Raw genomic sequence first — 13,364 nt, forward strand, 5'->3', positions numbered from 1 at the left:
ATAAGTTTATTCGCCCTTGAAGTTCGGCTTGCGCTTCTCGTTGAACGCAGCCACACCCTCGATTCGATCTTTTGTGTCGATCAGATGGTTGTAGGCTTCGATCTCGAAGCGAAAGGCGGTGCGCAGTTCCATCTGGCCACCATAACGAACTGATTTCTTGATCTGACGAACCGACAGTGGTGCATTGCCTGCAATCACTTTGGCTGTTTCGATTGCCTGGCCCAGCACTTCCTGCGGATCAAGCAACTGGTTGGCAACGCCCCACTCATATGCCTGCTCGGCATTGAAGGGTTTGCCGGTCATCAGTATCTCCTTCGCCCGTCGATCACCCGCGGCGCGAGGAAGATTCTGGGTGCCACCCGCCCCGGGCATAATGCCCAGGGTGACCTCGGTCAGCGCGAATCGCGCCGCCCGACTGGCATAGATAAAGTCACACGACAACGCGAGCTCCAGACCGCCTGCATAGGCGTGACCGTTGACTGCTGCAATGATCGGCACTGGCAAGTCAACCAGTGTCCAGTACATGCGCTCAAAGAGCTCGTGCTGAAGTGTCCATTGGCGCTTGGTCATGCCGTTGCGCTCTTTTAAGTCCCCGCCGGCGCAGAAAATCTTCTCTCCCGCCCCCGTTAAAACAATGCAGCGAACATCGCCCGCATCAGCGGTCAGGCGATTCCACAGATCGAGTAAATCATGTCCTGTCTGAGTATTGATGGCGTTGCCGACCTGCGGCCGGTTCAGCGTAACTTTCAGAACATGGTCTGCCACCATTTCGGTAGCAATGGTTTCGTATTCAGGAAATGTACTCATGATGCCTCACGGCTCTCCTTCAAAATATCACTGTGTTCCCCGAGCTTTGGGGGTGCAGACAGTGGCTGCGGCCGCATTCCGTTGAAACTGAGCGGCAATCCGACAAACCGCATTCCTGTTCCAGGCACACTCTGGACAAGGCCAAGTGCCTCGGTTTGCGGATGCTCCAGCATCTGTAAAACGTTGTTGACGGGTGAGCAGGGAATGCCTGCGTCCTCAAGAACCTTGATCCAGTACTCGGTGGGCTGTCTGGCCACCAGCTCCTCAATCATTGCGTAAAGCTCTTTCTGATTTTTCACGCGGCTGGGATTGTCGACGAATTTCGGGTCAGCCACCCATTCCGGATGACCAAGCACGCCACTGAGCAGGCCAAACAACTTGTCGCTACCGGCTGCGATCACAATTTCTCCGTCCTGAGTGAGATACCCACGATACGGAACAATTCCGGAAGCCCCCGAGCCCTGTCGCTGCGGAATCTCTCCCGAAGCCAGCACCTGAGAACCAATCAGCGACACCCAGCACGCTGCCGTCTCAAATAACGACACATCGACGATCCCGCCTTCTCCGGTCTGCTGACGCTTGAGTAATGCGGACTGTGCGCCGATCACGGCCCACATCCCGGTTCCCATGTCCACGAGAGATGCGCCCACGCGCACAGCCGGACGACCGGGTTCACCTGTTGTACTCATGATGCCACTGAAGGCCTGCATCAGCGGATCGTATCCTGGCCGATCCTTGAGCGGGCCGACTTTGCCAAACGCGCCTAGGTTGCAGTAGATGAGAGAGGGCTTGAGACGGGTCAGGGTTTCGCCATCAAGCCCGAGCTTTTCGACCTGGCCGGGACGCAGGTTCTGTATGACGATATCGGCCTCTGCGACGATAAAGTCCGTCAGTGCCTGCAGGTCCTCATCGCTGCGGAGGTCACATACGATCGACAGCTTGTTACGATTCAGCGCCTGAAAATACGCCGAAGCACCTTCCCAGAAAGGGGGTCCCCAGCCGCGCGCATCATCGCCGGTCGACTTTTCCACCTTGACGAGTCGTGCGCCTAGCTCGCTAAATATCTGACCGGCGAATGGTGCGGCCACGCTAGTGCTGATCTCGACAACGGTCAGCCCGGCAAAGGGCTGGTTCGCCGGCGTATGATTCGAGTTGATTTGCTGCGATTCGCTCATATCTACTTGTTCTTTAGTTGCTGGATCTCTGCCCAGAACTTTTGTCCGTACAAAAGTAGAATTCATTGTACGGACAAAGATGAGCAAATGCATCGACGATCTTATTAGGATTTACCATGATATCCAGACAAATTCGGAACACTCAGCCGAAGGCGACTTCCGATACGGCCCCCCTCGGCAGCCCCGATACATCTGGTTGCGTGACTGCCTCCTCGAGGATATTCAAAAGGGGCGATACCCTGTGGGCACTGCGTTTCCCACCGAGGAGCAGCTGGCCAGCCAGTACCAGGTCAGTCGACACACCGTCCGAGAGGCAACCCGTCACCTGGTTCAAGCAGGGCTCATCAGTCGCCGCCGAAGCACGGGAACCGTTGTGACGGCAACCCAACAACACGAACCTTATGTGGCCGCGCTTGGCAGCCTGCAGGAGTTGATGCAGTACACGCATACGACCCGTCTGGAAATCATCAAGCGAGAGTCGGTCACACTTGACGAACCCCTCGCCAGGCTACTCGGAGGAGAAATCGGTACACGCTGGCTTCTCTTGCACAGTCAACGCCACCGCCTCGAAGAAGTACGACCAATCTCACATACGCTGGTCTACCTGCGTCCGGAGTATGCCGGGATCGCAGATCATCTCAAGGGCCGACACCCCAGCATCTTCAATTTGCACGAGATGCTCTATAGCCGGCCAGTCGCGTCTGTAATACAGAAGATTGATGCGGCGTTGTTGCCCGACGATGCGGCGAACCTGATGGGCATCTGCCCTTCCACACCGACGTTGAAGATGACTCGCAGCTATCTGGACCATGAAAGTCGCGTGATGAGCGCGTCGATCAACTACTACCCGCCATTTCGCTTCCAGCTCGTCACACGCTGGGATCGTGACCGGCCTGACCAAGGCAGAGACATACTCTGATTTGCATGTATTCCAGAGGCAACAAACCCAGGATCGGCATTGATCTAGGCGGCACCAAAACTGAAGTCATTGCGCTCTCCGCACAAGGGGAGACACTGCTTCGCAAACGCGCGCCCACGCCGAGCCACTCTTATCAGAACATCATCCGAACGGTCGCGGACCTGGCGTGCGAAGCCAGGGCGCTCATCGGCCCAGTAACACATGTCGGCATCGGTGTACCAGGCGCACCAGACCAAGACAGCGGTCGCATGAAAAACGCCAACACAACCTGCCTCATCGGCCAGCCCCTGGCTGCAGACCTCGCCTCAGCCATCGGTTGCCCGGTGAAGCTCGAGAATGATGCCAATTGCTTCGCCCTTTCGGAAGCGATTGATGGCGCAGCCCGCAAGCATCGCGTCGTGTTTGGCGTCATTCTGGGGACAGGCGTAGGGGGTGGATGGGTCGTTAATCGCGAGCTTCATAGCGGAATTCACCATATCGCTGGCGAATGGGGGCACAACCCTGTCCCCATTCGCACACTCTCCCGGAATGCCCAGAGCGACGGATCCCTCGACCCTCAGGCATCAGACGTTCAGTCCGTCTTGCACGGCAGACTGCCCGGTGCACCCTTTGTCGATCTCGGGCGCGCCTGCTATTGCGGGCTGACCGACTGCATCGAAACTCATCTATGCGGAGCGGGCTTGAGACGCACGCATGCGTGGGTGTACAGGCACTCATGCGCCAACCAGAAGAACAAACTGAAGGATCATGAGACTCTCTCAGGTGAACAGATTGCGCAGGCTGCCCAGGCCGGTGACTCACTCTGCCAGCACACGCTGGATCTCTACAGCCGACAGCTTGCCAGTGCACTTGCGACAGTGATCAACATGATCGACCCGGATGCAATCGTGCTCGGAGGGGGTGTCAGCAACATGGAATCGTTATATGACCGTGTGCGGCTCGCTCTACCTGATTACGTGTTCAACGACCGGACCGATACACTGATCGTCAAGGCCATGCATGGCGACTCCAGCGGTGTGCGTGGCGCTGCCTGGTTATAAGCAATCTGACTTGACCGGCTACTGCCGACCGTTCCTCTGTCCAGAACGCACCTGCTAACCATGAGAGAGGTTATTGCGTAGAATCGGGAGATATCGCGATTCACCAAAACATCGCACGCGAAGAATGCGCCCGAGCTGCGTCGCGTCTTCGAAGTAAACATTTCAAACATGGATGGAGAACAATGTTGCAGACACAACCCCAGAACAGCGCTGGCACCTCAGGTGGATCAATCATCGTCGAGAAACACGGTGCAGTCACCGTTCTCAAATTCAACTACCCCGAGAAGCGCAACGCACTATCGATGCCTTTGCGAGAAAGGCTCGGTCAGGCGCTGCAGGATGCGATTGCCGACACTGAGTGCCGGGCAATCGTCCTGACGGGCGAGGGCAACCATTTCTCTTCAGGCGGAGACATCACCAGCTTCGCCGGTGTGAATTCGATCAACGGGCGCGCTCGCATGAAAAAGACCCACGACCTGATGGTCAAGCTGATGGTCGCATGCGAAAAACCAATCATTGCTGCAGTCGAAGGTCATGCAGCTGGTGCAGGCATGTGTGTGGCAGCCAATTGTGACATCGTCGTGGCATCAAGAGAAGCCAAGTTCACCTGCTCGTTCAACAAGATCGGACTGCTGCCCGACCTTGGTGGGCTATGGTCGATTCCCCAGCGAGTCGGCATGGGTCGTGCAAAGCTGCTCATGATGACAGGTCGCATGATCACCGCTGAAACGGCGCAGGAGTATGGTCTGGTCGAACAGATCAGCGAGCCCGGCAAAGCGCTGGAAGACGCGATCGCTGTGGGCCAGGAGATTGCCCAGACAGCGCCTTTGACAAACGGCTTTGTGAAGGCAGCAATGGCACGTGGCCCCATGACGTTCACCGAGTTGCTCGATCTCGAAACCGACATGCAGGGACTCCTGTTTGGAACCGAAGACTTCCAGGAAGGTAGAACGGCCTTTCTGGAGAAGCGCAAACCCAAGTTTCAGGGACGCTAGTCTGCTTGCCCGCACGCTACCCGAGCGCATCGGGAGCTGTGCGCCAGCGAAACTCCCGGACCTGACTCGGCCTGAACACCATCGACGAGACTCATGACAACATCTACTGCCAACACCCAAGCGCTGACATTGCGATATGGCCAACAATCCGTTCCAGCGGCCGGCCCCTGGAGCTCGACCATTGAAGGGCTGCTTGCTCATCGCTCCGTCAGAAAATACAAGCCCACACCGCTCGAATCCGGCACACTGGAAACGCTGATTGCAGCCGCTCAATCTGCGTCCACCAGTTCAAACCTGCAGTGCTGGTCAGTCGTCAATGTCACCGACCCGGCGATACGAAGCGAACTCGCAAAAATTGCCAGTGGCCAGAAGCACATCGAACAATGCCCTTTGTTTCTTGTCTGGCTATGTGACCTTTCTCGCAACCGCAGACTGGGCGAAGCGCACGACATCGAACTGACGTCACTCGAGCTGACAGAGAGCTTTCTGGTCGGGGTTGTCGACGCAGCGCTGGCTGCACAGAACGCAGTCGTCGCAGCCGAATCACTTGGCCTGTCTACGGTTTACATCGGCGCGCTGAGAAACGACGCCGAACGGGTTGCGCAACTGCTGAAATTGCCACAAGGCGCCTTCGCGGTATTTGGTCTGTGTATTGGATACGCTGACACCGAAACGGAGGTCAAACCACGTCTGCCGCAACCTGCGGTGTTGTTCGAAAATCATTATTCCACCCCGAACGAGCATGTCTTGCGCAACGGGTATGATGAAACCCTGGGCGAGTTTTCTCGTCGCCATGAGATGGCCCATGACACCTGGTCAGCCCGGGTCATCGACCGGACCCAGAAGAAAGCTGCGGTTGGCGGACGTGCCCAGCTAAAGTCCATCCTGGAGCGCCTTGGATTTCCGCTGCGCTAGAGGCTGTATCAACGCAGGCAGCGTTCCTGACAATGTTGACAACACCACCTGCGCACCATCATCAGTGTCAGGCGCTTGCCTGACAGACCACCTTCTGCAGACGGACATCTTTTATGGCTGTCGAAGGTGGGCCTCAAACACACCGACACAGGAGTCAAACAATGGGAACTAAAGGAACCACCGTCAGCATCAAGTCCGCAGACGGACACAACTTTGACATGTACCTCGCCAGGCCCGAAGGGCAAGCCAAAGGTGCAGTCGTTATTTGCCCGGAGATCTTCGGGATCAACAGCCATATCCAGAGCGTGGCTGATCAGTACGCAGCCTCCGGGTACATTGCAGCAGCACCCGCCTTGTTTGACCGGGTTCAGGCCCAGTATGTCGCGGGGTACGAGCAGTCAGACATCGAAACAGGGATTGCCATCATGCAGAAGATCCCGATGACCGATGCGATTGCAGACACCCATGCCGCGGTTGAACACGTCAGGGCCCTTCACGAGAAGGTCGCCGTGATTGGCTACTGCTGGGGAGGCACCGTCGCCTGGGTTGCCGCAGCCCAGGTACCCGGCCTGAGCTCGGCGATCTCCTACTACCCGGGCGGGCTGATTGCCAACGCAGATCTCAAGCCGCAATGCCCGACCATGATGCATCTGGGTGAGCAGGACAAGAGTCCCCCACCCGACGCAGCACGCACCGTACTGGCTGAACATCCAACAGTGATTGCCTACTTCTATCCGGCTGGACATGGCTTTAACTGCGATCAGCGCGGATCGTTCGACAAAGACTCGTCGGCCAAGGCCACCGAGCGCACACTGGCCTTCCTTGGACTGAATGCCGAGCGCTGACCCGTCTGATATGGCAGGCATGGGCATACGCCAGTATGCCCATGCCACTCGCGTCCTTACCGGAACCAGTCAGACCAGACAGCTCGCCCGATTTCATCCTGGTCGGGCTCAGACCGCCACTTGATCACGCTTGTCTGGCCTGCTGAATATTCTCACGCAGACGCTTGAGAGAACCACCTTTCATAACGGTTCCTGGAATCGGATGGCCCACGATCTCTTCTGCAAGTTTTGCGGATTCGATCAAGGCGTCCAGATCGATACCGGTTTCAATCCCCATTTCGTCACACATGAACACCAGGTCTTCGGTACAGACATTGCCAGCAGCCCCCTGGTGTTTGGCAAATGGACAACCACCCAGGCCGCCTACCGCCCCATCAAAAATCGCAACACCCATCTCCAGACCAGCGTAGGCATTTGCGATACCCATGCCCCGGGTGTCATGCAGATGCAGGGAGACCGGGAGCTCTGGATACCGCTCGCGTACTGCACCCACCACGCGCTTGATTGACAGGGGCGTGGCCCAGGCCATGGTGTCCGCGAGTGACAGGAACTGAAACTGGATACCGTACTGATCAGCGAGCTGGTGCATGGTATCGACCATCTCAAGCACCTTTGACGGCGGGATATCCCCTTCAAAGTTACACCCAAACGCGGCCATCAGGCCGGCTCGCACAATTGGCACCTGGTTATCCTGATACATCTTGATGATGCCGTGCTGGGCCTGCAGATTTTCATCCAGCGTACGCTTCTGGTTGCGAAGCAGAAATGGCTCCGATGCACACAGTGTGATCGTGCCTTTGATGTCAAGTTTCTGTGTTGCAATCGCTCGTTGCAACCCCCGTTCGTTGAGCCACAGAGCGGTGTAGGCCACCCCGGGATGCCTTGTAAACCCCTGAACCACTTCATCGGCATCTGCCATGCCTGGTACATTCCTGGGCGGTACAAACGAGACCGTCTGGATCTGCTTGAGGCCTGTCAGTGAAAGACTGTCAATCAGGGCAATCTTGCTGGCAGTCGGGATAGGGCCCTTTTCGATCTGAAACCCCTCTCTGGGTCCTTCCTCGTTGATACGAATCGACTTGGGCATGTCCATTATTGTGTTTCTCCTGGTTAAGTTCCGATGCTTGCTGCGGGTCGATCCAGACAATACTGAGGGTCGGCACCATCGGGCAGCGGGATCTGGGCAACATTCAAAACCATTCCGATCGTCGTGTAGTACCCGCAAGTGCTGATCAGATCCAGCACCCCCGGGTATCCAAACGCCTGGACTGCCGAGTCAAACAGGTCATCAGACAGTCGCCCGTCAGCATGAAGCGTTGAAGCCAGCTCATAGACCAGCATTTGATGTGCGCTGGCGCTTGATGGCGATTTGCCCTGGCGGACGGCCTCGATCACGTCGTGCGGGAGATCCGTTGTGGTGTGTGCGATCCGGCTGTGAGCAAACCACTCATACTGACAGTTCCAGCGCTTGGCTGTAACCAGAATGGCCAGCTCAATCAGTGACTGATCAATACTGGCACGGTAGCGCAAATGCTCTCCCACTGCCTGAACACACATCGCCAGTTCAGGGTGATGCAGGAGCGGCAGAAAGGGCCCTCGGACCCCTCCTCTCGGCCCTTGGGAAATTTGATCCACAAGAGCCTGCTGCTCGGGGGATAACTGATCCATGTTGATGACTGGAAAACGCATAGGGGGGCTCCGGTTCTCAGATATGCAATACATCACAAAGGTAACAAATTAGCCTGCACACCCATGTCAGCCGCTCTGGACTTGATCATCAAAGCTGGGAAGGATTCCTGGACGGAATGCCGCCTGGGAATCACAACGCACAAAGGCAAGGGTGAAATGGGCGAACGCGAAACAGGTGAGAATGAAATGGCATGACGGGACTGCAGGCTAGTTGGGAGGTCCTCGCCTTGTCAATTTGTTTGAGGGCAAAGCACTGGTGTGGCCCTCACTGCGAGCCAGTCAATGACAGCACCGGCCCGGATCAACCGGTCAGACCGTCAGTTCCGAGAGGGCATGTCGGGTTGATTGCGGGATCGGCACAGGCCGCTGTGTGGTTCGATCAACATATACGTGGACGAAATGTCCTTGTGCACATGCCTGCGGATCGTCGTTCTTGAAGATGCCCAACTCATAGTGCACGCTGCTATTGCCCAACCTGGCAACGCGAACTCCCACCTTCACCTCGTCAGGAAACGCGATTGACTTGAAGTATGAACAGCGGGTATCCACGACCCATGCAACGCACGGGTCGTTCTCGTAATCCAGTCCGGCGTGCCGGATAAGAAACGCACCGACCGCCGTATCAAAAAAGGAATAGTAGTTCACGTTGTTAACGTGACCGTACACGTCGTTATCCATCCATCTGGTGGAAAGATTGTGCACAAAACGGTACTGCTCGATCGTATCAGGGGCAGACTTTTCGACCATGACAAACCTATCCAGAAAACCCGCAGTCTACCTGCATGCCTCACGCGCTGCGACATATCCGTCAGGTCTGACCAGCACCGCACCGTGCTCACTGATGCCATACAGATCGAGCCAGTCGGAAGAGGCCGTAAAGTCTCTGCCATCAGCAATCTGTATTGCTGATGGCCACAGGCGCTTGTACTGGGAAAACTCCGCCTTCGGTCCCAGTAATGCGGTGTAGCGATAATCCAGCAAGCTCAGGACTGACTCCGTTCTGTCATCGACCTGGATCATGAAGTGCGGAGCCCGATGTCCGGGACGAGCCTGAGCAATGTACTCGTTGACGACATCCGACGCAATCAGTGGCTCAGTATCATCCGGAATCATCGCGGTGCTCTCGTAAACAATCCCGAAATCCTGACCATACCCGGGTGCTGCGCGTCTGGAATGACGCACGATCTCTCTGGCCTCATCCCAGCGACCCGACATGGCAGCTTCGACAACACGAAAGACTTCGCTGGAGTTGCCTTCACTGTTCTCAAAGGTGAACCGTGCAGCGGGCAGTCGCTCTGCTTCATAGCTATCCAGTAATGCATCAGGCGCACTGCCCCTGACCACGTGTCCCAGCTTCCAGGCCAGATTGTGAGCACTTTGCAAACCATTGTTCATACCCAGCCCGCCAGCAGGCGAAACCCTGGCTGCGGCATCACCCACCAGAAACACGCGATCCTTGCGCCACACTGGCGCCACGCTCGGTGACATCACCCATGGGTTCATGCTCAACACTTGAATGCGCGATGCTTCGATTCCGCACGCTTGCGCGATCACCGCCCTCATCTCGTCAGATGTATGCTCCTGATGTTGAGCCTGCGCATCAAGAAAATGATGCATCAGCCAGTGACTCTGCCCGTCAACCGCCACAAAAGCCTCGAACATTTCACTGTCCACGACGTTGCAGAGCAGCCCCATCCTGCCCTGAAGCTCCTGAGTCAGATCGGCCTGAAAGTAAACGCTCAGGAACCGCCCTCGCTCACCGGGCCCGCGCCTGACAATTCCCAGCGCATCCCGTATCGCGCTACGGTCACCATCGGCTGCGACCATGTATCGGGCATGCATTGTATCGACGCCTGGATCTGGCTCAGGTCGATCCGCCTGCTGACCGGACGGAGTGAGCGAGACCCGGACCCCGTCAGGACCCTGCTCGAAACTGTCGAGCCGATATCCAAACAGGCACTTCACTGAAGGGCACTCGAGCACGGCGCGTCGCAGAACTTTCTCGATATGTGGTTGCGGACAGTGCAACTTTAAGCAGGGACTGTACTGCGTGTCGTCATCCGGCATGCGCGCACGCCCAAGCTCTTCCCCTGTCATGGCGCCACGAAACCAGATGGAGAGCGCATCCGGCGAGGATCTCATGCCCCCTTGCATCACGGCATCCAGTAGCCCGAGTTGCATGAAAATCTCATTGGTACGGCGCATCACCCCCATGGCCCTGGGGTGATCCAGCACCTGCGCGTGTTTCTCGATCAGTACAGTCTGAACCCCTTGGCGACCAAGTAAAAGCGCGACCAGCAAGCCACAAGGCCCTCCCCCCACTACCACCACATCCGGTTTCATGGAATATCCTCACTGGTTGAAGATGGCTGGTGCGCAGTGGCTGCCAACCGGCCTACCCACTGCACTCTGTCTGACTCAAGGATCTGGGCAGCCACCGACGATCCACCCCGGAAAACTCTCTGGAGCAGAATAACCAATCAATGCCACCTCGACCATTAAGGAATATGCAGGGCGGTTCGATGTGAACTCTGGTCAGGCAAACCGAAAAACAACAACCCGGAAAAGCTTAGGGCAGAACCAGGCGATCCACCCATCATAGTCCTGCTCGGTCGAACTGCATTTAGCAAGCGGGCAATGCGACTGCCTCAGTTGCTGCAATCCGTCCGAAAGCGAAACATTCACCAATATTACCCGTGCCCTGATAAAGGTAACTAAAGATAGAGCCCATTTCACCGGCACTGTACAGGCGGCCAACTGGCTGACCGTTGGGTCTCAGAATCTGGGCTTTCTCGTTACGCCGCGGACCACCCTGAGTATTGAGCATGCTGGGCGAGATTTCCATGGCGTAAAGCGGCCCGTCTGCCAACGGGTTCATCATCTTGGTACGACCGAACTCAGGATCGTGTCCGTTTGCCACGTGCTGGTTCCAGCGATTGACTGTTTCACGTAACGCAACCGCATCCAGCCCGAGCAAACTCGCCATAGACTGGAGATCTGGTGCAGATTTGATCCAGCCTTTTGCAAGCTCTGCGCGATTATCCTCGCTCCACTGGTAACGCTCCATGATCTGGGTCCAGCCATGGGTAGGCGCTCCGTCATACAACGGACCTGCATCCATCAGAGCCTGATCAAAGATCATGTACATCGGGCAACGTACGGGCATAGGCATCCATTGCCCACCTACGTTGACCTTACCGTGCTTGTGTTTGTACTTTTCGTCGGTAAACCGCTTGGCATCAGGTCCCACGACCACCATTCCACCGGTTGGTTCCAACGAAAAATGCAACGGCACCAAAGAAAACGTCGTCGGAACGTCCGGCGCCTTAAACGCCATCGAAGGCCCTGCATAGTTGTTCATGTGCCAGAGATCGGCGCCAACCTGCATGGCCATGCGGATGCCATCACCTTCGTTGTAAGGTGAGCCAGAGGTGTAGCAGTACTTCAGGCCCGGCAGGAAATTACGGATCATTTCCTGATTGTTCTCGAAACCGCCGCAGGTAAGGATCACCGCTTTGCGAGCCTTGATCCGGACCGACTTGCCGTGGTGCTCTGCGACGACACCCGCAATCGACCCATCCGCGTGCTGAATCAAGTCTGTCGCAGGCATTTCATAGTGGATCTGAATCGCGGACCGACTCTTGACGCTTTGCTCGAGAAACTCCCACGTCTTGGAGTATCCAAGAATGTCGCCGTGGTGATACTTGTGAACACAGTCTGAACCAGGCAGATCCGGATACTCGATACCGGCCGGCTGATGCTGGTGTTCCTGCGGATCGCCACCGATACTTTCCAGCCACTCATTGTTGCGGCAGTTCTCTTTTGCCCACACCGTGACCATTTCCTGAGGAACCTCGAAAGGCCCGCACAGTGCATTAAAGTAGGTGATGGCCTTGTCTGGGTCGGAGGGATTGAAGTAACCCTGTGCAGCAACGCGTGTGTTGCCGCCCACCGCATGCTCTGGCGCCTTGTCCAGAAGGATGACCGACGCTCCCGCGTCAGCGGCAGTAATCGCGGCGGCCGAACCCGCACCGCCAAATCCGACAACAACAATATCTGCCTGCTGATCCCATTCATTTACTTGCATTCGTGACCACCTTGAAATGATGCGCGCACCTGTCAATGACGCATCAGATTTGAATACTGCAGCCTCCTCAAAACGCGACTGCAAAGATGGCAACGAAGATAGCCGACGGCGCTTCTCACACCGAGCACTTAACGAATGACTGTCCCACTCTGTGGAATGAACAGGATCAGCAAACCACGTGACACCAGGCGTCTCAGCCCCTTGTCAGAAAAAAAAACAGAAAGCCTAATCAAACACTTGCTGCAACACCTCGGCAACAGCGAGCGTAGCTAGATTGACCAGAATGAGCTCGGTGCCAGCCACACGCCATTCGTACCCCGAATACTGGGGCAGACGGTTCAGCATCGGTCCTGGAACCAGCTTCTTTGCGATTCCGGGTGGAAGCGGTTTGCCCCGTGCAAGGTTCTTCTGGATACCGGGAGGAAGGGGTGAATAACCGGTCAGGCCGTACTGGATCGCCAGCTGACGGGCGTCCGGCTGCGTGATACTCGCAACCACCAATCCAGTCAGGACCGACTCCAGCACCGCAGTCCCTGCATCACGCTGGTCATTGTTCTTTCCTTGATTGCCCTTGCCCTGGTTGCCCTTGCCCTGGTTTCCCTTGCCCTGATTGCTGTTTCCAGAGTTTCCTGGTTGAGCTGCATTCGGGTTACCTTTTCCGGGTGGCGGATCTGCCTGTACAGGCCCAGCCAGCGCCATCACGCCAACAATCGCCAGCGCATGAAGTTTGTTGTGCATCTCGACCTCCAGTTCGCATCAGACCCGCTTTTTCCGGTCCGCCGCACGCTGTGTAGCGCGCCATCGCTCACACCGCATGATTCGCACCATGGAACGAGCAATTCGATTGTAGTCGGGCGCTGCTCACTGAGGGGGAATGGCCTGCGCAGTGGCA

The 13,364-nt window shown here is 56.6% G+C and carries 13 protein-coding genes; 5 read left to right on the forward strand and 8 right to left on the reverse strand.

Annotation, left to right across the window (positions count from 1 at the left end; genetic code table 11):
* Positions 1–6: 6 nt before the first annotated feature.
* Positions 7–807 (reverse strand): enoyl-CoA hydratase/isomerase family protein, encoded by an 801-nt coding sequence (locus DBV39_RS12890; RefSeq protein ID WP_108621871.1) that lies wholly within the window; start codon positions 805–807, stop codon positions 7–9.
* Entirely contained in the window at positions 804–1,982 is a 1,179-nt protein-coding gene (locus DBV39_RS12895; RefSeq protein ID WP_108621872.1) for a CaiB/BaiF CoA transferase family protein, read from the reverse strand. The genes DBV39_RS12890 and DBV39_RS12895 overlap by 4 nt, the downstream gene beginning before the upstream one ends.
* Before the next feature lie 241 nt (positions 1,983–2,223).
* Here DBV39_RS12895 and DBV39_RS12900 point away from each other — a divergent pair, with 241 nt between their 5' ends.
* The 5 genes from DBV39_RS12900 to DBV39_RS12920 all read left to right on the forward strand — a co-directional run bounded on the left by DBV39_RS12900 (position 2,224) and on the right by DBV39_RS12920 (position 6,696).
* Positions 2,224–2,901: a GntR family transcriptional regulator gene (locus DBV39_RS12900; protein ID WP_159078945.1), complete on the forward strand. Its 678-nt coding sequence runs from the start codon at positions 2,224–2,226 to the stop codon at positions 2,899–2,901.
* Between the two features lie 5 nt (positions 2,902–2,906).
* Complete coding sequence (locus tag DBV39_RS12905; RefSeq protein WP_108621874.1) at positions 2,907–3,941, forward strand: ROK family protein; 1,035 nt, start codon at positions 2,907–2,909, stop codon at positions 3,939–3,941.
* 182 nt (positions 3,942–4,123) lie between these two features.
* Entirely contained in the window at positions 4,124–4,936 is an 813-nt protein-coding gene (locus DBV39_RS12910) for an enoyl-CoA hydratase/isomerase family protein (RefSeq protein WP_108621875.1), read from the forward strand.
* A gap of 93 nt (positions 4,937–5,029) precedes the next feature.
* Positions 5,030–5,851 carry an oxygen-insensitive NADPH nitroreductase gene (gene nfsA, locus DBV39_RS12915; RefSeq protein WP_108621876.1) on the forward strand — a complete coding sequence of 274 codons (822 nt, stop codon included), beginning with the start codon at positions 5,030–5,032 and terminating at the stop codon, positions 5,849–5,851.
* Positions 5,852–6,012: 161 nt separating this feature from the next.
* Positions 6,013–6,696 carry a dienelactone hydrolase family protein gene (locus DBV39_RS12920; RefSeq protein ID WP_159078946.1) on the forward strand — a complete coding sequence of 228 codons (684 nt, stop codon included), beginning with the start codon at positions 6,013–6,015 and terminating at the stop codon, positions 6,694–6,696.
* Between the two features lie 124 nt (positions 6,697–6,820).
* On the opposite strand, the gene DBV39_RS12925 is transcribed toward DBV39_RS12920, so the two are convergent.
* The 6 genes from DBV39_RS12925 to DBV39_RS12950 all read right to left on the reverse strand — a co-directional run bounded on the left by DBV39_RS12925 (position 6,821) and on the right by DBV39_RS12950 (position 13,210).
* Positions 6,821–7,789: a hydroxymethylglutaryl-CoA lyase gene (locus DBV39_RS12925; RefSeq protein WP_108621878.1), complete on the reverse strand. Its 969-nt coding sequence runs from the start codon at positions 7,787–7,789 to the stop codon at positions 6,821–6,823.
* Between the two features lie 17 nt (positions 7,790–7,806).
* Entirely contained in the window at positions 7,807–8,385 is a 579-nt protein-coding gene (locus tag DBV39_RS12930; protein ID WP_108621879.1) for a carboxymuconolactone decarboxylase family protein, read from the reverse strand.
* Between the two features lie 309 nt (positions 8,386–8,694).
* Positions 8,695–9,132: an acyl-CoA thioesterase gene (locus DBV39_RS12935; RefSeq protein WP_108621880.1), complete on the reverse strand. Its 438-nt coding sequence runs from the start codon at positions 9,130–9,132 to the stop codon at positions 8,695–8,697.
* Between the two features lie 27 nt (positions 9,133–9,159).
* Positions 9,160–10,728 carry an FAD-dependent monooxygenase gene (locus tag DBV39_RS12940; RefSeq protein WP_108621881.1) on the reverse strand — a complete coding sequence of 523 codons (1,569 nt, stop codon included), beginning with the start codon at positions 10,726–10,728 and terminating at the stop codon, positions 9,160–9,162.
* 280 nt (positions 10,729–11,008) lie between these two features.
* A complete protein-coding gene (locus DBV39_RS12945; RefSeq protein WP_159078947.1) occupies positions 11,009–12,472 on the reverse strand; it encodes an FAD-dependent oxidoreductase in 1,464 nt (487 codons plus the stop codon).
* A 225-nt stretch (positions 12,473–12,697) separates the two neighbouring features.
* A complete protein-coding gene (locus DBV39_RS12950) occupies positions 12,698–13,210 on the reverse strand; it encodes an anti-virulence regulator CigR family protein (RefSeq protein WP_108621883.1) in 513 nt (170 codons plus the stop codon).
* Between the last annotated feature and the right edge of the window lie 154 nt (positions 13,211–13,364).

Origin of the sequence: Orrella marina, assembly GCF_003058465.1 — a bacterium.
In the GTDB taxonomy this organism is placed as follows: Bacteria; Pseudomonadota; Gammaproteobacteria; order Burkholderiales; family Burkholderiaceae_B; genus Algicoccus; species Algicoccus marinus.

What these genes read in the sequence shown, in the direction of transcription:
- DBV39_RS12920 (WP_159078946.1), top strand. Translation starts at nt 6,013, where the DNA reads ATGGGAACTAAAGGAACCACCGTCAGCATCAAGTCCGCAGACGGACAC.
- DBV39_RS12890 (WP_108621871.1), bottom strand. Translation starts at nt 807, where the DNA reads ATGAGTACATTTCCTGAATACGAAACCATTGCTACCGAAATGGTGGCA.
- DBV39_RS12945 (WP_159078947.1), bottom strand. Translation starts at nt 12,472, where the DNA reads ATGCAAGTAAATGAATGGGATCAGCAGGCAGATATTGTTGTTGTCGGA.
- DBV39_RS12905 (WP_108621874.1), top strand. Translation starts at nt 2,907, where the DNA reads ATGTATTCCAGAGGCAACAAACCCAGGATCGGCATTGATCTAGGCGGC.
- DBV39_RS12935 (WP_108621880.1), bottom strand. Translation starts at nt 9,132, where the DNA reads ATGGTCGAAAAGTCTGCCCCTGATACGATCGAGCAGTACCGTTTTGTG.
- DBV39_RS12910 (WP_108621875.1), top strand. Translation starts at nt 4,124, where the DNA reads ATGTTGCAGACACAACCCCAGAACAGCGCTGGCACCTCAGGTGGATCA.
- DBV39_RS12925 (WP_108621878.1), bottom strand. Translation starts at nt 7,789, where the DNA reads ATGGACATGCCCAAGTCGATTCGTATCAACGAGGAAGGACCCAGAGAG.
- DBV39_RS12930 (WP_108621879.1), bottom strand. Translation starts at nt 8,385, where the DNA reads ATGCGTTTTCCAGTCATCAACATGGATCAGTTATCCCCCGAGCAGCAG.
- nfsA (WP_108621876.1), top strand. Translation starts at nt 5,030, where the DNA reads ATGACAACATCTACTGCCAACACCCAAGCGCTGACATTGCGATATGGC.
- DBV39_RS12895 (WP_108621872.1), bottom strand. Translation starts at nt 1,982, where the DNA reads ATGAGCGAATCGCAGCAAATCAACTCGAATCATACGCCGGCGAACCAG.
- DBV39_RS12940 (WP_108621881.1), bottom strand. Translation starts at nt 10,728, where the DNA reads ATGAAACCGGATGTGGTGGTAGTGGGGGGAGGGCCTTGTGGCTTGCTG.
- DBV39_RS12950 (WP_108621883.1), bottom strand. Translation starts at nt 13,210, where the DNA reads ATGCACAACAAACTTCATGCGCTGGCGATTGTTGGCGTGATGGCGCTG.